This is a genomic window from Citromicrobium bathyomarinum (genome assembly GCA_001306305.2).
Lineage (GTDB): Bacteria > Pseudomonadota > Alphaproteobacteria > Sphingomonadales > Sphingomonadaceae > Alteriqipengyuania > Alteriqipengyuania bathyomarina.
Window position 1 is genome coordinate 750,421 of record CP155577.1, and the last position, 16,953, is coordinate 767,373.

General features: G+C 65.4%; 18 protein-coding genes and 1 pseudogene. 7 read left to right on the forward strand and 12 right to left on the reverse strand.

What is annotated here, in order from left to right; translation table 11 throughout:
- Positions 1-106: 106 nt before the first annotated feature.
- Both VO57_003845 and VO57_003850 read right to left on the reverse strand, forming a co-directional pair.
- A complete protein-coding gene (locus VO57_003845) occupies positions 107-1,246 on the reverse strand; it encodes a M14-type cytosolic carboxypeptidase (protein XBL70486.1) in 1,140 nt (379 codons plus the stop codon).
- Positions 1,243-1,863, reverse strand: a complete 621-nt coding sequence (locus tag VO57_003850) for a hypothetical protein (GenBank protein XBL70487.1) — start codon at positions 1,861-1,863, stop codon at positions 1,243-1,245. The genes VO57_003845 and VO57_003850 overlap by 4 nt, the downstream gene beginning before the upstream one ends.
- 253 nt (positions 1,864-2,116) lie before the next feature.
- Here VO57_003850 and ykgO point away from each other — a divergent pair, with 253 nt between their 5' ends.
- On the forward strand, positions 2,117-2,242 hold the full coding sequence (gene ykgO, locus VO57_003855) for a type B 50S ribosomal protein L36 (protein ID XBL70488.1): 126 nt from the start codon (positions 2,117-2,119) through the stop codon (positions 2,240-2,242).
- A gap of 183 nt (positions 2,243-2,425) precedes the next feature.
- Here ykgO and VO57_003860 read toward each other — a convergent pair whose 3' ends face one another.
- Complete coding sequence (locus VO57_003860; protein XBL70489.1) at positions 2,426-2,773, reverse strand: hypothetical protein; 348 nt, start codon at positions 2,771-2,773, stop codon at positions 2,426-2,428.
- Between the two features lie 162 nt (positions 2,774-2,935).
- Here VO57_003860 and VO57_003865 point away from each other — a divergent pair, with 162 nt between their 5' ends.
- From VO57_003865 to VO57_003875, 3 genes are all read left to right on the forward strand, one after another.
- Positions 2,936-3,478, forward strand: a complete 543-nt coding sequence (locus VO57_003865) for a helix-turn-helix domain-containing protein (protein ID XBL70490.1) — start codon at positions 2,936-2,938, stop codon at positions 3,476-3,478.
- A 251-nt stretch (positions 3,479-3,729) separates the two neighbouring features.
- The gene (locus tag VO57_003870) at positions 3,730-3,984 is read left to right on the forward strand and encodes a hypothetical protein (GenBank protein XBL70491.1); all 255 of its coding nucleotides are present in this window, start codon (positions 3,730-3,732) and stop codon (positions 3,982-3,984) included.
- On the forward strand, positions 3,981-4,958 hold the full coding sequence (locus VO57_003875) for a calcium/sodium antiporter (GenBank protein XBL70492.1): 978 nt from the start codon (positions 3,981-3,983) through the stop codon (positions 4,956-4,958). The genes VO57_003870 and VO57_003875 overlap by 4 nt, the downstream gene beginning before the upstream one ends.
- A gap of 50 nt (positions 4,959-5,008) precedes the next feature.
- Here VO57_003875 and VO57_003880 read toward each other — a convergent pair whose 3' ends face one another.
- The 5 genes from VO57_003880 to VO57_003900 form a co-directional block, all read right to left on the reverse strand.
- Positions 5,009-5,923 carry a hypothetical protein gene (locus VO57_003880; protein XBL70493.1) on the reverse strand — a complete coding sequence of 305 codons (915 nt, stop codon included), beginning with the start codon at positions 5,921-5,923 and terminating at the stop codon, positions 5,009-5,011.
- Positions 5,923-6,444, reverse strand: coding sequence for a hypothetical protein (locus VO57_003885; GenBank protein XBL70494.1), 522 nt, complete (start codon positions 6,442-6,444; stop codon positions 5,923-5,925). Before VO57_003885 ends, VO57_003880 begins: the two co-directional genes overlap by 1 nt.
- Positions 6,445-6,548: 104 nt before the next feature.
- Complete coding sequence (locus VO57_003890) at positions 6,549-7,661, reverse strand: glutathione S-transferase family protein (protein XBL70495.1); 1,113 nt, start codon at positions 7,659-7,661, stop codon at positions 6,549-6,551.
- A 109-nt stretch (positions 7,662-7,770) separates the two neighbouring features.
- Positions 7,771-8,973: a Na+/H+ antiporter NhaA gene (gene nhaA, locus VO57_003895; GenBank protein ID XBL70496.1), complete on the reverse strand. Its 1,203-nt coding sequence runs from the start codon at positions 8,971-8,973 to the stop codon at positions 7,771-7,773.
- Positions 8,974-8,980: 7 nt separating this feature from the next.
- Positions 8,981-9,160 (reverse strand): DUF465 domain-containing protein, encoded by a 180-nt coding sequence (locus VO57_003900; protein XBL70497.1) that lies wholly within the window; start codon positions 9,158-9,160, stop codon positions 8,981-8,983.
- Positions 9,161-9,256: 96 nt separating this feature from the next.
- Here VO57_003900 and VO57_003905 point away from each other — a divergent pair, with 96 nt between their 5' ends.
- On the forward strand, positions 9,257-10,171 hold the full coding sequence (locus VO57_003905; GenBank protein XBL70498.1) for a hydrogen peroxide-inducible genes activator: 915 nt from the start codon (positions 9,257-9,259) through the stop codon (positions 10,169-10,171).
- An 83-nt stretch (positions 10,172-10,254) separates the two neighbouring features.
- Complete coding sequence (locus VO57_003910) at positions 10,255-11,085, forward strand: hypothetical protein (GenBank protein XBL70499.1); 831 nt, start codon at positions 10,255-10,257, stop codon at positions 11,083-11,085.
- 210 nt (positions 11,086-11,295) lie between these two features.
- Here VO57_003910 and VO57_003915 read toward each other — a convergent pair whose 3' ends face one another.
- The 3 genes and pseudogenes from VO57_003915 to VO57_003925 form a co-directional block, all read right to left on the reverse strand.
- Positions 11,296-13,554, reverse strand: a complete 2,259-nt coding sequence (locus VO57_003915) for a penicillin acylase family protein (protein ID XBL70500.1) — start codon at positions 13,552-13,554, stop codon at positions 11,296-11,298.
- Between the two features lie 85 nt (positions 13,555-13,639).
- Positions 13,640-14,245: pseudogene (locus VO57_003920) on the reverse strand (ATP-binding protein).
- Positions 14,246-14,391: 146 nt separating this feature from the next.
- Positions 14,392-14,628 carry a DUF6471 domain-containing protein gene (locus VO57_003925; protein ID XBL70501.1) on the reverse strand — a complete coding sequence of 79 codons (237 nt, stop codon included), beginning with the start codon at positions 14,626-14,628 and terminating at the stop codon, positions 14,392-14,394.
- 175 nt (positions 14,629-14,803) lie between these two features.
- On the opposite strand from VO57_003925, the gene VO57_003930 reads away from it, so the two are divergent.
- Entirely contained in the window at positions 14,804-15,874 is a 1,071-nt protein-coding gene (locus VO57_003930; protein ID XBL70502.1) for an IS1595 family transposase, read from the forward strand.
- Positions 15,875-15,995: 121 nt separating this feature from the next.
- On the opposite strand, the gene VO57_003935 is transcribed toward VO57_003930, so the two are convergent.
- Positions 15,996-16,877 carry a hypothetical protein gene (locus tag VO57_003935; GenBank protein ID XBL70503.1) on the reverse strand — a complete coding sequence of 294 codons (882 nt, stop codon included), beginning with the start codon at positions 16,875-16,877 and terminating at the stop codon, positions 15,996-15,998.
- Positions 16,878-16,953 lie beyond the last annotated feature (76 nt).

Sequence of the window (16,953 nt, forward strand, 5' to 3'; positions counted from 1 at the left end):
CAACTCCCTTCCCCATGGGGAGGGGCGGGGGGTGGGGGGCCCAGACATCGGCCCGGGGTGCACCCCCACCCAACCTCCCCCTTGAGGGGGAGGGGCAAGCTAGGCCTTAGCCCTCGTCGCTCTCCAGCCATTCGAGCAGCGCGCCGAGGCAATCGCGGGCGAGCAGCTTGGAGCGTTCGGGGCTCCATCCCTGCAGTTCGTCGGGATAGTCGGCATTGTCCTTGAACGGCATTTCCAGGGTCATCGCGGTCGCGGCATAGCGTTCCGCCACCTGGTTGGTGCTGATCGTCAGGTTGGCCTTGCCCGGACCGGACTTGGGATAGCCCTTGGCGGTCTGGAAATCGGGGCTGCGGCGTTCGAGAATGCGCTGGTAGCGATAGAATCGCTCGCCATGCTCGTCGCTCCAGCTGGGGATGCCCTCGAACCCGGCGAGGAACACGGCGTCGATCGCCTCGTCGCCGTGGACGTCCATCGCGAAATGCACCCCGGTATCGTCCATCGCATTGCGGATCGCGAGCACTTCGGGCGAATTCTCCGCAGTGGGTTCGGCCCATTCGCGGTTGAGGTTCACGCCCTTGGCATTGGTCCGCAGGTGGCCGCGGCGGCTGCCGTCGGGGTTGCAGTTGGGCACCACGTGGAACCGGCACTTCTCGCGCAGCGCGCGGCCCAGCGTATCTGCCGGATTGCCGAGCACTTCGAGCGCGCCTTCCATCCACCATTCGGCCATGCTCTCGCCCGGGTGCTGGCGGCCGTAGAGCCACACCTGCGTCTCGCCCTCGCCCATTTCGAGGCAGTCGAGCGGCTGCCCGTCGAGCGTTTCGCCCAGCTTGCGGTAGGTCACGCCTTCGGTGCTGGCGCATTCGGCGACCAGATCGTGGTGCCGTTCCATCGAGAACGGCGCGAAATAGGCGAACCACACCAGATCGCAGGTCGGGGTGAAGCGGATCGTCAGCGTGCCGCCTTCCTCGTCCTTGTCGAAGGTGGAGGGCGCGCGGCCCCAGAAGGCGCGGTCTTCGCTGACGCAGGCGTTGTAGTCGGGCCAGCCCGCCGGATAGGCGCTGTCGTTCAGGCCGACGATCTTGATCACCAGTTCGCGCCCGCCGGTATTGGCGACGCGGAAGTGGAACCACTGCTTGAATTCGCTCTGGTAATCGTTCTTCAGACGCAGCATCGCGCTCGCCTGGTGCACGGTCATGACCTCGATGCTGCCGCTGTCGAAGCCTGTGTCGATGGTGATATTGCTCAAGGATTGACCTCCACTTCGATGGTTTCACCGCTGTTGCCGGGGAAGCCCCGGAACAGCGCCTCGGCGAGAGCCGCTGCCGCTGCGTCGTTTTGCGCAAGACGGGAGCCGACCGGCGCGTCGAGTCGCGCGCGCCCTTCCCACAACACGGTGCCGCTTGTCACGTCGCGAAGACTGACAGAGAGGCGGGTGATCACCCGCTCGTCCGCGCCGCCGCCCAGATTGATGCCGACGCCCAGCCCTACTCCGCCGCCGTAGCTGCCCGCCGAACCGCCCGCGCCGACCGAGACCGGGCTGCTCCGCCCGCCTTCGGTCAGCTGTTCGCGCTCGACACTGACGCTGGCGAGCTGCCGCGCTGCGGGCCGCGCGTTCTCGGCATAGCCGAACGTGCTCAGCTCGCGCGCCACGGCCTGCGTGTAAGGCAGCATCGCGAGGCCCTGCTCTTCTGACCCGGGCGCGGTTTCCACCCTGAGCGTGGTGTCGCCCAGCTGCGCGCGCGAATCGGGCGCGATGAAGCGGGTCACCTCGATCGGGCCGGCAGGGCGCGCGGTGGTGCAGGCGGAAAGCGGCAGCGCGGCGATCGCTGCGATAAGGGCGAATGTCCTGTGGCGGGCGGTCATGGCGGTGTGCATCCTCTGGCGATAGTGCTTGAATTCGGGCGCGAAACCGGGTCTGGCATGGCGGTAACGCATGGACCGGGCAAAGCGTGCCCCGTGGCGTTGGGCCGCGCAGGTGCCCGCGACCGCGATGCTTGACTTTAGAGCCTTCGTGACTAGATAGCGCCGCAATGATGCCGGCATCGCAGGCTGTTCTGCGGTGCCGTTTCTTTTGCAGTCGATTTTTTTCGGTCGATGATTTTTCCAGGGTAGTGCCATGAAGATTCGCAACAGCCTCAAGTCGCTCAAGAACCGTCACCGCGATAACCGCGTGATCCGTCGTCGCGGCCGGACCTATGTGATCAACAAGACCAACAAGCGGATGAAGGCGCGCCAGGGCTGATTCGCCCCGGTGGCTGCTATCATCGGATAGAGTTTCGCGAGCGGAGCGTGGGGCCACCGGGCCCCGCGCTCCCTTCGTTGCGTCGGTTGGCGACGCCATGAAAAAGCCCTCCAGGCCATAATGGCCGGAGGGCTTTTCCTTTGCCGGTCGTCTGGGAGGCCGACCGGCAGGTGGATCGTTCGATCAGGCTTCTTCGGTCTTGCAGCTGGCGAGGGTCGCCTCGTCCACATCCTTGCCCGCGACCGAGAAGCTTGCGATCGGGCCGAATTCGCCGGCCAGCTTCTTGCACACCAGTTCGGGGCGCGAGCGGGCCTTGGTGCCGACGCATACGGTGCCCGAGCAGATGAAGGTGCCGCCGCGGATGATCTCGGTCCGCTTTTCGACCGGCTGCTGCAGCGTGGCGCGGTAATAGGCACCCGACTGCGCGTAGGCCGGTGCGGGGGTCACCGTGGCGCCGAAGGTGAGCGCGGTGGTCAGCACGGCAACGCTGCCGATGGCAAGCTGGCGAAGGGGGTTCACGCGGTTGGTCATCTCGATCTCCTGTTGGCGATAATCGGGCCGCAGAATTGGCCGGTAGCTTTAGGTTGCGAATCACTACCTATCTGACTAGGTTGCAGGTTGCAACTAAAAATCGAGTTTCAATTTTGTGACCCCGCGCATTTGGGGTAAGCCTGCCATTTGGAGAGGTTGACGATGGGTACAGACGTTCGCGAACCGCTGAAGGAGCTGAGCGCCTGCGGGCTGCCCGCCGCGCTGGAGGTGATGGGCGAACGCTGGAGCTTCATGATCCTGCGCGCCAGCTTCAACGGCGTGCACCACTTCGAAGAATTCCTGAGCGAGCTGGGCATTGCCCGCAATATCCTGTCCAACCGCCTCAGCCGGCTGGTCGAACATGGCATTCTGGACCGGGTGCAGGACGAACAGGATCGCCGCCGGGTCGAATATGCGCTGACCGAAAAGGGCTTCGACCTGCTGCCCGCGATGGTTTCGCTGCGGCACTGGGGCCTCAAATACGGCGTCGAAGGTATCGGGATGGACCCGGTGATCGTGGACGAGCGTGACCGGATGCCGATCGGCCCGGTCGCGATGCTGGCGCATGACGGGCGCATTCTGGGCCCGGCGGACCTCAACATGATGGCCCGCAAGGATCTGCCCGAAGCCGGGCGCAACCGCCGCGAAGGTGCCCCTGCCGACGGCGAGGCCGCGCAGGACCTGCCGCGCGAAGCGGCGGAGTAACAGCCCGCGGGCCACGCCGCTTGGCGCAAGGCGCTGTTCGCGCATCGATATTGATTGCGCGGAGCACCGCCGCGGATTATAAAAGCACCACGTTACCGGGCCCCTCTGGCGAGTGCGTTTTGCGCGCTCGTGATGTCGGAACGAGATGTTATCCGCAGCTCAACCCGGTCCGTTCCCATGACTTTTTCGCACCCGATGCGCGTTTCGTTGATGACCGAATCTCCTCGCCCCGTGCGGTGCGGGGGTGCCGCATGATGCCGGCCATCGTCTATCTCCTCGATGCGGCGATCGTGATCGCGGCCGTTCTCTCCGCGTGGTTCTGGCTACGCGCGAGCGGGAAGCGCGTGCGCCGGGTCAGCAAGCACGAAACCTTCGACTATGCCGATATCAACCGGCTGGTCGTCGCCCTCAACCGCGCGCAGATCCTCAACGCCAGAGCAGCCAAGGCCACCGCCGCAGCTGCCCTGCTGGGTGGGCTGCGCGTCCTGCTGGATTTCCTCCCATGACGATTCTTCTCCTGATTGGGGGCCTCGTCCTGCTGGTGGTGGGCGGCGAGCTGCTGGTGCGCGGCGCAGTCGCGATTGCGGGCAAGCTGGGCGTATCGCCGCTGATGATCGGCCTGACCATCGTCGGCATGGGCACTTCGATGCCCGAACTCGCCGCGAGCGTGCAGGCGGCCCTCGCAGGCTCGCCCGGAATTGCGCTGGGCAATATCGTCGGCTCCAACATCGCCAACAGCATGCTGATCCTCGGCGTGGCGGCGCTGCTCGCGCCGATAGCGGTCGCGCGCGGCACGCTGTGGCGCGATGGCGGTGTCGGCGTGCTGGCGGCGGTCGCGCTGCTGGCACTCGGCCTGACCACCGGGCTGGGCAGGGTGGCCGGGCTGACGCTGATCGTGCTGATGGTCGGCTACCTCGTGCTCGCCTACCGGCAGGAAAAGCGCGCCGCCGCGCACAGCGCCGCGTTCGACAAGGCTGCGGCGCTGGAGAATATCGACCCCGCGCTCGGTACCCAGACGCAGCGTCAGTCGGGCTGGGCCGTGTCGCTCGCCTTTCTGATCGCGGGGCTGGCCTGCATCGTCGGGGGCGGCACGCTGCTGGTCAATGCGGCGGTCACCATCGCCAGAGAATTCGGCATGTCGGAAACGCTGGTCGGCCTGACCATCGTGGCGGTCGGCACCTCGCTGCCCGAGCTGGTGACGTCAGCGGTGGCCGCGCTGCGCAAGCAGTCCGAAGTCGCGCTGGGCAACGTGCTGGGATCGAACATCTACAACGTGTTGTTCATCGGCGGGGTCACGGGAACGATCGCGCCCACGACGGTGCCCCAATCGATCCTCGGCTTCGATCTGCCGCTGCTAATCGCGGTCTCGCTGGGGGTGATGGTGCTGGCATGGACCGGCGCGCGACTCTCGCGGATCGAAGGTCTGGCTCTGGTGGCCGGTTACGCGCTCTATATCGCCTTCACCGCCGGGCTTATCTAGCGCCAGTGCCCGCCGGTGGCATTTTCGGGCTCGCGACGTAGCTCTCTCGCTCAGCAGTACTTGTTGACCGGATTGCCCAGGCACAGGTTCTTCTCGTACCGCTGCCAGTTGGCGATATCGCGCGCCGAGCTGCCGAAGGGTGTGGTCGGCGCGCGGTAGGTGCCGGGCGAGGTGTAGCCTGCGTTATAGGCCTGCGATCGCCATGCGCTGGCCTGCTGTGCAGCCGCCTCGCGCCGCATCTGCGCCTCCCGGGCGGCGTCTGCCTGCCGATCCTCGTAGTCGACGCGCTTCTTCAGTCGCGCGGCGTCGGGGCAGCTTTCCTGCAATCCCGTTTCGCACGCCTTGCGATGGAACCGGTAGGCGCGGCGATGATCCCAGTTGGCCTCCAGCGCCTCCGCCCAGACGCGGCAGGCGCTGCCCGATTCGTACCGCTCGCACAGCGTCTCGGCGAGGTCGTAGGTGATCGCGTTGTAGAAGCCCTTCTCGTTCCGGAAATAGGCCAGCGCGCGGTAACACGTGTCGGGAAGGGCTCCCTGCATGCACATGTCGGCCATCACCAGCGCGCGCTTGCCCGGATCGGTGGTTTCGAAATCGTCCCACGGACGGCACAGATCGGATATTCCCGCAAAGCAGGAAACGCGCGCGAACATGTGGGAGATGGGGTGCGGGTCTTCCGCGAAAGTCGTGTTCTTGAACCGGCGATAGCCGATTTCGCAGCGGTCCTGATCCCCGGCAAGGCAGGCCTTCATCCAGGTGGTTGCGACATCGCGGTCGGTGCGTTCGAACAGCTGCGCGGCCAGCTCGACTGCTTGGTCGCATGCGGCGCGGTTCTGCGAACTGCATGCCTCAAGGCTGGACCACCACTGCGCGCGTGCGGCCTGGGTATCGGTGCCCTGCGCTGCTGCGACCCCTCCAGTCGACAGCAGCAGCAGGGCAAGGACGAACGAGACCAGCCGGGACGGCATCAGCTATTATCGGTCTCGCAATCGTCCAGCGCGGTCCACACCGCGCCCGTACCGGTCCAGGTGAAGGGGCCATAGCTGTTCCCATCCATCTCGACGGAAAACGAGCTCGCCCCCTTCAATGCGGCGTAGGTGGCATCCGATGCCGCACCCGGACCCCAGCCGGCCCAGGCATATTCCTGAAAGCCGCCGACATCGTATCCGCCCGAGCGCGAGGGCGCGCTGCTGCCGGTGTCGAACACCACCGTGACGGGGTAGTTAGCGTCGGGATCGGCTTGGCGGAATTTCTGGATGAACGGGCCGTAGAGCGACACGCCCAGATTACCGTCGCGCAACCGGCGCGAGAATTCGGCGCGGATCTGCTCGCCATCGCCATCTGTGCCGAACAGGCTGACCCGGCACACGCCGTTGCCATAGTCGACCGCCATGCCGTTCGTGTCGGGCTTGGGCCCGTCGACGATGGTCAGGCTCTGCAAGGCAAGGGCAGGCGACAGGGCGAGCCCGAGGGCGAAGGCGATACTCATGGACGAAGCTCCCGGCGAAGTGGAGTTCGCAAGGTAGCCGGGGCGCCGGCGGGCTCCAGTTACAAACCCTGTCAGGTTTGCCCGCGCGGACTATCGGGCGCGTTTCAGCCCCACACCTCGATCTGGTCGCGACGTTCGACGCGGATCGGCAGGTCGATGTCGATCAGGTCGGACAGCTCATGTTCGGCGAACAGCGCCTTGGCCGCGGGATGGCGACCCGCCGCGATCAGCCGCTGCCACAGGAAGAAGGTGTAAGGCTGCACGCCGCCGGTATAGGCCACGCCGCGGAACGAGGTTTCGACCGTGCCGATCACGCGGCGGTGCGGCCTGTCCGTCACCGGATCGCCGGCCTTGGGCTGATGCTGCGCCACGTAGTCGCGCAGGAAGGCGAGCCGGTCGGTCAGGTCGGGGATCAGTTCGCGGCCGATCTGCGCGAGCAGCGGCGCAAGTGTTTCGGGCAGGTCGCCATCGGGGAACTCGGGTGCGGGCGTGGGATAGTCCACGCTGTCGAGATCGGGCGCATGCATCCGCTCGACCCAGCGGAACACGTTCGGCGCCTCGCGCTGCATGATCGCGAGCGGCACCGGATCGCGCCCCAGATGCGCGAAGAGCGGGCCGAACATTGCATAATCGGCAATGCTCGGGCTCGCGCCCAGCAGGAACGGGTAGTCCTCGAAATGCGGGTCGAGATGGGCGAGCAGCTCGTGATAGCTTCGCTCGATCTGTGGAATCGTCGCCGCATCGACGCCCAGCATCGGCAGGTAGGAGTGCATCCGGCCCATCGTCGCCTCGGCGCGGCTCGTATCGCTGCCGGTGGCGAAGGCGTGGCGCAGGAAAGCCTCCTGCTCCCCCAGATAGCTCCAGCGATAATGCATCGCGTGCCGGGTCAGGCCGACGACGGCATAGATCTCGAACAGATGCGCCAGCGCCAGCAGGCGTGCGTCGGCGGGGTAAGCGGGGTGCGGCACCGGGCCATGCGCGGTGCCCTCGCGCTCGAAATGGTCGATGATGTCGACCGTGTCCTGGATGATCGTGCCGTCCGCCAGCTCCACCACCGGGATGATCGCGCGGCCAATCGCGGGGAGGATGCGCTCCGCAAAATCGGGCTGGGTCGGCGGGCGTTCGATATAGGCGATGCGCTGCTTGCGCAGATAGCTGCGCGCACGGCCGGTGTAGAGGGAATGTGGCAGGCCCCACAGGGTAACGGGTTTGGTCATGCCCGCCGTGGTCCGGCCTGCGCGCGGCAAGGTCAAGCCTGACCTGCCACGCGCAAACCGTCGCCCGGGGGGAGGGTGCGGGGAGGGAACCCGGGCGAAGGGGAAAGGATCAGGCGGGGGCGGTCTGTTCCTCCCGCGTCTCTGCCGCAGCGGGCAGGCCCGCCTTGAGGAGGAAGAACCCGGCCAGCGCGGCGATCACGGACCCGGCCAGCACCCCGATCTTGACCGCGTCGACCTGTGCTGCGCTGTCGAAGGCGAGGTTGCCGATGAACAGGCTCATGGTGAAACCGATCGCGGCGAGCAGCGATACGCCGTGGACCTGTCGCCAGCCGACATTCTCCGGCAGGCGCGCCAGCCCGGTCTTCACCGCGATAAAGGCGAAGCCGAAGATGCCGATCTGCTTGCCGATCAGCAGGCCCAGCGCGATGCCCAGCGGCAGCGGTGCGAGCAGGTCGGCAAATTCCAGCCCGCCCAGCGAGACGCCCGCATTGGCGAAGCCGAAGATCGGGATCACCAGGAAGGCGACCCACGGGTGCAGGAAGTGCTCCATCCTCTCGAGTGGCTGCGATCCGTCGCGTGCGCGCATCGGGATGGTCATCGCTGCGGCGACGCCGGCCAGCGTGGCATGGACGCCCGACTTGAGGATGAACACCCACAGCACGATCGCGAGCAGGATGTAGGGGATGCTCGACCCGACCTTGAACCGGTTGAGCACGATCATCGCCGCCAGCGCCAGCGCGCCGCCGCCCAGCATCGCGGTGTCGATCGAGCCGGAATAGAACAGCGCGATGATGGTGATCGCGCCGATATCGTCGATCACCGCGATCGCCAGCAGCAGCGCCTTGAGCGCCACCGGCACCCGCGGGCCGAGCAGCGAGAGGATGCCCAGCGCGAAGGCGATGTCGGTCGCGGCAGGGATCGCCCAGCCGGAGATATTGGCCGGGCTGCCCATGTTGAGGCCGACGAAGATCAGCGCAGGCATCGCCATCCCGCCGATCGCCGCGACCAGCGGGAGCGAGGCCTGGTTCCAGCTCGAAAGCTGGCCTTCCACCACCTCGCGCTTCACCTCCAGCCCGACGAGGAAGAAGAACACCGCCATCAGCCCGTCGTTGATCCACAGCAGCAGCGGCTTGTCGATCGCGAAGCTGCCGACCGCCACGGTGACGGGGGTGTCGAGCGCGCCGAAATAGCTGCCCGAGAACATGGTGTTCGCCGCCAGCAGCGCGAGCGCCGCGGCGGCGATGAGGACGATGCCGCCCGCGCTTTCCTGCTTCAGGAAGTCGCGCAGGGCGGCTGCTGCCGATACGATCATGAAATGCTCATCCCTTGGCCGTGGTGCGATCGGGCTGCGAAAGCGCGGCGATCCTGTCCTTCAGGCGGAGCCGCAGGCGCTTGAGCCGCTTGACCTCTTCCTGTCGCGCCAGCGCGCGGGTGGTGTCGATCAGACGATCCAGCGCGCGGTGGCGCTGGCGCAGGTTGTCGAGGCGTGGCTGGCTCATGCTTGCTCTCCTTATGCTGGAAACAACCTAGGGCCGCGCTGCAATTGATACCAATTGATTTGCAGAGCCGATCCGATAGGCACTATCTATCACCGCATGGTTTCGCTCCGCCAGCTCGAATATCTCGTCGCGCTCGACGATCACGGCCATTTCGGTCGCGCGGCCAATGCGCTCAACGTCACCCAGCCGACGCTGAGCCAGCAGGTGAAGCAGCTTGAGGTGCGGCTGGGGTGCGACCTGGTCGAACGCACCTCGACCGGCGCGATCCCGACCCCGGTGGGGCGACAGGTGGTCGAGCGTGCGCGGCAGGTGCTGATCGGGGTCGACGATATCCGCAAGCTCGCCGCGCAAGCCTCGGGCGGGCTCGTCGGCACGATCCGTTTCGGGGTGACGCCCACGCTCGGCCCCTATCTGATGCCGGTGGTGATCTCGCGCCTGCACCGCGCCTATCCCGATGTGCGGATGCATGTGCGCGACGGTATTCCGGACGAGCAGCTGGACGATCTGCGGCGCGGCCATCTCGACCTGATGCTCGCCCCCCTGCCGCTGACCGGCGACGATATCGAGATTCAGCCGCTGTTTCGCGAACGGCTGGTGCTGGTCGCCCCGCCCGACGATCCGCTGTTCGACCGGGCGAGCGTCACCCGCGCCGATCTCGCCGGCGCGGCGCTGCTGGGGCTGGACAAGCGGCACCACCACCACCGGCAGGTGATGCGCACGGCGGAAGAGCTCGGCGCGCAGGTGCTGGGCGATTACGAGGGCACCAGCCTCGATTCGATCTGCCAGATGGCCGCCAGCGGGCTGGGGCTGGCGCTGCTGCCCGAACTCTACCTGCTGTCCGATGCGAGCGCGAACAACTCGGTCCGCCGGATCGAGGTGGAGGACTGGTCCGCCAGCCGATCGATCGCAGCCGTCTGGCGCCGCGGCTCCCCGCTCGAAGCAATGTTTGCCGAGATCGCCGAACGGATCGCGCACGAGGCGCGGGCGACGCTGGAGGGGGTGGGGGGCTAGGGAGGCACGGCGTAGCCGGTGTCGCGCACGCTATCGCGTTCAATTCGCTTGTCGGCCGATGGGGAATGTGTTCCCCTCCATGCATGAAGCGCGGACTTCTTCTCGGCATTATGGCCTGTCTTGTTCCGGCCCAGAGTGGTGCGGCCAAGGACGAGCCGACAATTGCGCTGCAGGATGTCGAGCGTGCCGACGCGATGGCGATCGCCGATCGTCTGCTGCCGCCAGAGATCCTCTCGACCGTGATCGAGGGCACGGTGCGCCGCGTGTGGCTCCCCGGCAACGTGTTTGTCGCAAACTATCGGACCGCTCCGCGCCCAACCGAACCGGACCTGTGCGAAAGGACGCTCTATTCCGTCCGGATGAGCGGTGGCCAGCCGCCGCCGGGGACGGTCAGTGGCGGTACCGATCTCACGATAGGCTCGATCGAGGCAACTCAGCTGGAAGCAGTCGTCTTTCCTGCCGCTCGCGCCGATGCGGAAAGCTGCCGCCTGACCGAGGGTTACATTGCGCTGGGCCCGGGCATGAGTCCGGCCGAGCCGGAGATGAGGCTCGCGGCCTATCGCCGTCTGGTCGAGAGGATGCGCGCCGCGAGGGGGGCCGCGCCGCTGGAATTCGAGATCGTGTGCAAGCCGCTCGACGATCCTCCATGCACCGACCCGCGGGCCGCGCTGGCCAACCTGCCGCTGGCCGCGCTCTTCAGGATCGATCTCGATAGTGCGCGCTACGAAATCATCAGCGAAGAGGGCCGCGTGAGCTTCAGGCAGAGGCTGCCGGTCGAACCGGCTCGCGACTACAAAGTGGTGTTCGAATTCGGGCCGTCGGACGGGGATGCCATGTCGTGGCGCGTGTCATGGGAGGAGGGCACGCCAGAGCCTGCGATGTTGCTCGAAAGACAGGCGATCATCTATCACTAGCAAGAGGCCGGGTTTTTGGCCGCGAAACTGCGGCCCGGTTATTGCGAAGGCTGTCCTACACGCGCCCATCGCGCTAGCCCCTAAGGCGCTCTTTCACACCGTCGATCTGCCGCCGGAAATGCGCCTCAAAAGGTCCGCAGGTTTTCGCCCCCTGGACTGTGTGTCAGGTGTGTCAGGGCCGACCCTCCAGCCGGCCCCGACAGGTCTTGCTCACTCCGCGATTCGCAGCACGTCGCCCTGCCGCGCGGCCTCGATCTCCTCTGCCGAGAAGGGCAGGCGGTTCCATGCCTTGATCGCGTAGGCCTCGGTCTGGTCCGCGTAGTGCGGAGAGGCGGGGTTGGTCGATTGCGAATAGCTCAGGATCGCGTCGGCCACCGGCCCGTCCTCGTCGAAGCCGACGATCTGGATGTAGCTGGTTCCGTGGAACGGCGTGATCCCGCCCTCGATCGGGTTGGCATACTGCACGTTGAGGATGCCCGCATCGCCCGGTCCGCCATGGATCGGGATCCGCGTGCCGTTGCGCGGTGCGAACTGGACCTCGCCCCACGGCGCGTCGAGCGCGATGCCCTTCGCCTCGACCTCGCCCGCCGCCTCGACCAGCGCGGCGAGCAGCTTGGTGCCCGCCTCGCCTTGCGTGTTGAGATCGCGCGGGGTGTTGACCGGGTCGGCGGGGGCGAACGGGGTGCTCCACAGGTCGGGGCGCTTGCTCACCTTGTCCCAGAAGCTGGTGAAGAGGAATGCGCCGCGGCTGTCGATCTCGACCCGGCGGTCCCACCCCGCGAGCACGCCGCACGCGGCCTTCGCCGCCGGTTCTGCCTCGCAGATGGATAGCAGCGGGTCGACCACCATCTCCGCCGCGAGGCTGCGGTTGGAGAAGGCCAGCGCCTGCGCGCGCTCGCGGGTCAGCGGGCCGATCGCCAGCACCGCGTCGGTCTCCTGGAAGTTGGCGCGGGTGCGCAGCGTCACCGGCTCGCCCCAGGCGCCAAGGATGGGGGAGAGCCGCTTGTTGGGTGCGCTCGCATTGCTCAGCCAGTAGCTGTCGTTGCTGTTGGTCACCGAATCGCGGCGCTGCTGGATCGCCTGCTCGCTGGCGGGCAGCAGGCCGGGGACGGGCGTGCCCTTCGTGACGGTCCAGTTGCACTCCGACCGGGCGCCGTCGAGCAGCGTCAGGCGCGAGGCGACGAGGCCGGAGAAGGGCGTGGCGCACTCCGCGACCTTCTCCGCCGACACGTTCGGCACCGAAGTGACATCGGCGTGCAGCGCATTGCCATAACGGTCGGCGACGATCGTGTTGACCCAGGGAATGCCCAGCGTCTCGGTCACGGCCTTGCGCACGTCGTCGACATTGGTCGCCTGCGCTATCCGCACCCATGTGCCCAGCGCGCGCTGGTTGGCGCTGTTCGCGTCGCGCATCGAGAAGGCCATTGTGTCGGTCCACGCGAGACCGACCTGCGGCATCGCCACGAGGGGTCCGTAGATGGTCGAATAGAGCGTGCGCTCCACCGGCTCCGCCCCATCGGGCATCGGCACGCTGACGGTGCGCTTGGTCATCTCCATCGGCTTGCCGTCGACCAAGTACCGGGTCGGGTTCGCCGGATCGAGCGCGAGCTGGAACAGCGTGAAGTGCCGCGCGGCGGTGACGGTGTGGGTCCACGCGATGTCGCGGTTGAAGCCCAGCGTCGGGATCGGGCCGCCCGCCAGCGTGCTGCCCATCACGTCCAGCTTGCCGGGGATGGTGGCGTGGACCTGCCAGAAGCGGTTGGGCCCCTGCCACGGGAAGTGCGGGTTGCCGATCACGAGGCCGCGCCCGTCTTGCGTCACGTCTCCGCCGAAGGCCCAGCCGTTGGAGCCCACGCCCATGTCCTCTCGCTCGGGCAGGTCCATCGCGGAGGCCTGCGCGGGCACACCCGGAGGCGCTGCGTTGGCAATCGCGGGGAGGAAGGGCATCGCGCTCGCCAGCAGCATCTGCTTCTCGGTCAGGCGCAGCATGTCGTCATTGGTGATCGGCTTGACCCACGGCTTGCCCCGGCATTCGGCGGGGATGCCTTCGGTGCCAGCGTCACGCAGGAAGCGGTTGTACCCGGCGACATAGCCCGCCGCGAGGAGGTTCGCCTCGCGCCCCTGGGCACCCGCGCCGGCGCGCAGGCGCGGCAGGTCGATCACGGAGCGCATGAAGACGTCGGAACTGAGGTTGTCGACCTCCTGAGAGCCGTGGAGCACCGTGCCTTCCGGCCCGAAATACATCGAGCGTTCGCCCCGGATGGTAACGAACTCCTCGGCCAGCAGGCAGAAGTTGTCCTGCGCATAGGCATAGGCGACGCCGTAGCCGATCCCCTCCCAGCTGTCCGCAGTCACATGCGGAATGCCATAGTCGGTGCGTACGATGGTCGCGTCGAGATCGTCCTGCGCCTGCGCCGCAACCCCGGTCACAGACGCTGCGGCCAATGCCGCCCAACCGATCATCCTCATAGTCCACCCTCTCCTGTGTCTTTTGCGGGAGGGCTATGGGGCGGGCCGCAACTTTGCAATCCCATTCCCGCGATCGGGCTGGAGGCTAGGCGCGCGGTGCCTGCCGCCGATAGCTGAGCGCCTCGGCCACATGGACCCGGCCGACCTGTTTGCTGTGCGAAAGGTCGGCGATGGTCCGCGCCACCCGCAGCATCCGCACATAGGATCGCGCGGACAGCCGCATCGCCTCCGCCGCCTGCATCAGCAGCGCGCGGCCTGCCTCATCGGGCGTGGCGAAGCGCTCCAGCATGTCACCGTCGAGCTCGGCATTGGTACGCACGCTGGCCTCTTCGCCGCGCCTGCCCTGCACCGCGCGAGCCGCCGCGACCCGCGCTGCGACCTCGGCGCTCCCCTCGGCAGGGGGCGGCAGCGCGAGGTCGGCGGCGCTGACCGGCTCGACCTCGACATGCAGATCGATCCGGTCGAGCATCGGCCCGCTGACCTTGCTCTGGTAATCGGCGGCGCACTTGGGCGCGCGGCTGCAGGCGAGCGAAGGGTCGCCCAGATGGCCGCAGCGGCACGGGTTCATCGCCGCAATCAGCTGGACTCTCGCGGGGAAGCTGACATGCGCATTGGCGCGCGCCACGTCGACCTTGCCCGTCTCAAGCGGCTGGCGGAGTGAATCGAGCACCGGGCGCTGGAATTCCGGTATGGTGGAGCTATTGCACCAAATCTGAGATAGAGAGCTGATCCATAAAGAAAAAGCGCTGTCCGAATCGGATAAAGACCAACCTATGGGGAGCGCATTTTAAGGGTGGGCGAGCCCACCCTTAAAATTTTCGCGGGCATGCCCGCCCCTCAATTTTCGCTTGCTGGTTTTTTCGCCAAGGCCTGCGCACCATGCTTGCCGATCGCGAATGCGCCGGATCCATCGGGTGCCCCTGGGATCTGCAGCCAATCGACTCCCATTGCCGTCATACACTGCAGGAAGAACACGGCGCTAAACTTACCGCGGCTCATCTTGCTCTTGATTGCCCCTTCGGTGTCCTCGACGCCGATCTCGGCCAGAGCATCCCGCAGCGAGGCATAGGACATCCCACGCGTCATTAGCTGACCCCGAACCAGGTTGCGGGCCAACTGCTCCCAATCGTCTTCATGCGTCCTTGTCATATGCCAATTATAGAAGCGGGATGCGAACTCGGCAACTCAGGTGTCATATACGACACTTTCTGATTGAAATTGGCCGCTGGGTGTCGTATATGACACTTCAATGGCCACGCGTGCAACCAAACCATTCAAGCGTAAGAAGCAGGGGCAGCACTGGCTCAAGAATCCTGCCAGCCGCACGCTAAGCATCCACGATGTTTTCAGAATGGGCGAAGAGGGCTGTAGAGATTTCTTCTTGCGAGCCAGATGGCCTGACGGAAATCCTGTCTGTCCTGACTGCGGTTCGCGGCGAACCTACAACATCAAGTCCCAGAACCGATTCAAATGCGCGAACTCGGAGTGCTACAAGTTCTTCTCGATCACCAGCGGGACGATGTTCGCGCATAAGCGCATAAGCTATCTCGAGCTTATGCTCATCGTCCGCGCCATGGCGGTCCATGCCAAGGGAGCGGCCTCGATCTGGCTCTCCCACGACTACGATCACGACTATAAGACTGTCTGGGTGCTGACCGACAAGCTGCGCGAGGTGATGTTCCTCGACCAGGAAGACGTTCAGCTCGTCGGCGAGGTGGAGATCGATGGTGCCTACTTCGGGGGCTACCTCAAGCAGGCCAACAAAAAGGACGAGCGGATCGATCGGCGGCGTATTCCCCTCAACGGGCGTAAACGGCAGTGTGTTGTCCTCCTTCGCGAGAGAGGCGGCCAAGGTCGTCTCCTAACCCGGACTTTCAAAAGCGAACGTCAGGCTGTCTCCTGGATCACCGAGAGCGTTGACCGCACCGCCCTAATCCTTGCCGACGAGGGCTCGGGTTGGGAGCCGCTTTATGCCAGCCATCAGCTCGAGCGAGTGAACCACAAGGAAGAATACTGCACCGACGAAGGTGTCCATACCAACGGCGCCGAAAGTGCTTTCTCCCGCATGCGTAGAGCCGAGATCGGCGTCCACCACCACATTGCTGGAGACTACCTCGATTTCTACGCCGCAGATGGTGCCTGGCGCGAAGAGAACCGACGTCTCGATGACCGGGCCAAGGTCGAGAAGCTCATCCGCGCTGCAATGGGCCTACCGCCCTCGCGCACTTTCGCCGGCTACTGGCAGACATCAGGACCGCGACGCGAGAACGACCGCAATCACGACGTGCTGAGAGCACTCGGTATCAACGACAACGATTAACGCCCACTAGGGCCACATCTCTGGATCCCGACGGTGGGTGACCATCGGAAGGAGATAGATGATGGAAAATGTAATTGGGATTATAGCGCTGGCCTTGTTTTCGCTCTTGCCAGAAACCGTGTCAGGAGATCTGGACCCAACTCCCGTCTTCAACGCGGAACGCCTCGGCTCGGTCGCGGCATTGCCCGGACCCATCCTTGTAGTGCAGCGCCACATTCAAGCTCCCGTCGGCGGGCACGATGCTCTGACTGGTAACAGAAAGTTCTTCTCCGGCCTGAAGAACGGATCGTCTGAGGGGGAGATCGTCCCCGCCAATTTTCAAGGCGATATTGGTGGCTACGCCCGTGCCAGCATTGATCAGCCTCAGCTTACCACTTTCGATGCTTCCGGCAGGACGCACGGTAAGCAGCGGCAGCATGCCTTCCTTCATCAAGCTTACCGCTCTGCTGGCGTCGCGCGCGGCCACAGCAGCAATGGATACGGCCAAGACGGTAGCGACGAAGGCCAAAGCACTAATAAGGGCCGCGAAAGAGGAGACCCTGTAGTTTTCAGCTCCGATCCGGTTTCCATAACGGGAAGCAGCGACGCTCGCCCATTGAGCACAAAGATCGGAATATCCCGTATCCATCGGAGGATCTTGGCAAGTGTGTCTATGGTCGTCGGACTCATATTCGGTCCCCTCCTGATCGGCTGGGTTCTCTTTGGTGGCAAGCCGCTCCTCACGCGATATCGGGAGAACGACGCCATCTTGGGAGGCATCATAACGAATATAGGCTTCGCGGCCTTTATCTACCTCGCCTTCATCCCCATCGGCTTCCAGAGTTCTTGAAGGCTGGTCCAGTTCCGTGTGAGGTGATGCGGTCATCCGATCATATGCCGCTGACGTTTCGATCGTTCCTTGAACAAACAACCAACCGAACACCAAGATCAATAAGATGATGAATATGACCGTTTTGGGATGGCCCCGCATCCATTCCCGGTCCTCTAAAAGTGTTTCTCTCATTGGCCCCCGCATGACGCAGTCCGGCTAAGATTCGGTGAATCACAGGCATTCCGCATGCCGCCAACTCCCCAACAAC

What these genes read in the sequence shown, in the direction of transcription:
- VO57_003925 (XBL70501.1), bottom strand. Translation starts at nt 14,628, where the DNA reads ATGTCCTATGCCTCGCTGCGGGATGCTCTGGCCGAGATCGGCGTCGAG.
- VO57_003850 (XBL70487.1), bottom strand. Translation starts at nt 1,863, where the DNA reads ATGACCGCCCGCCACAGGACATTCGCCCTTATCGCAGCGATCGCCGCG.
- VO57_003865 (XBL70490.1), top strand. Translation starts at nt 2,936, where the DNA reads ATGGGTACAGACGTTCGCGAACCGCTGAAGGAGCTGAGCGCCTGCGGG.
- VO57_003860 (XBL70489.1), bottom strand. Translation starts at nt 2,773, where the DNA reads ATGACCAACCGCGTGAACCCCCTTCGCCAGCTTGCCATCGGCAGCGTT.
- ykgO (XBL70488.1), top strand. Translation starts at nt 2,117, where the DNA reads ATGAAGATTCGCAACAGCCTCAAGTCGCTCAAGAACCGTCACCGCGAT.
- VO57_003880 (XBL70493.1), bottom strand. Translation starts at nt 5,923, where the DNA reads ATGCCGTCCCGGCTGGTCTCGTTCGTCCTTGCCCTGCTGCTGCTGTCG.
- VO57_003905 (XBL70498.1), top strand. Translation starts at nt 9,257, where the DNA reads ATGGTTTCGCTCCGCCAGCTCGAATATCTCGTCGCGCTCGACGATCAC.
- VO57_003935 (XBL70503.1), bottom strand. Translation starts at nt 16,877, where the DNA reads ATGAGAGAAACACTTTTAGAGGACCGGGAATGGATGCGGGGCCATCCC.
- VO57_003930 (XBL70502.1), top strand. Translation starts at nt 14,804, where the DNA reads ATGGCCACGCGTGCAACCAAACCATTCAAGCGTAAGAAGCAGGGGCAG.
- VO57_003885 (XBL70494.1), bottom strand. Translation starts at nt 6,444, where the DNA reads ATGAGTATCGCCTTCGCCCTCGGGCTCGCCCTGTCGCCTGCCCTTGCC.
- nhaA (XBL70496.1), bottom strand. Translation starts at nt 8,973, where the DNA reads ATGATCGTATCGGCAGCAGCCGCCCTGCGCGACTTCCTGAAGCAGGAA.
- VO57_003890 (XBL70495.1), bottom strand. Translation starts at nt 7,661, where the DNA reads ATGACCAAACCCGTTACCCTGTGGGGCCTGCCACATTCCCTCTACACC.
- VO57_003900 (XBL70497.1), bottom strand. Translation starts at nt 9,160, where the DNA reads ATGAGCCAGCCACGCCTCGACAACCTGCGCCAGCGCCACCGCGCGCTG.
- VO57_003915 (XBL70500.1), bottom strand. Translation starts at nt 13,554, where the DNA reads ATGAGGATGATCGGTTGGGCGGCATTGGCCGCAGCGTCTGTGACCGGG.
- VO57_003870 (XBL70491.1), top strand. Translation starts at nt 3,730, where the DNA reads ATGATGCCGGCCATCGTCTATCTCCTCGATGCGGCGATCGTGATCGCG.
- VO57_003910 (XBL70499.1), top strand. Translation starts at nt 10,255, where the DNA reads ATGAAGCGCGGACTTCTTCTCGGCATTATGGCCTGTCTTGTTCCGGCC.
- VO57_003875 (XBL70492.1), top strand. Translation starts at nt 3,981, where the DNA reads ATGACGATTCTTCTCCTGATTGGGGGCCTCGTCCTGCTGGTGGTGGGC.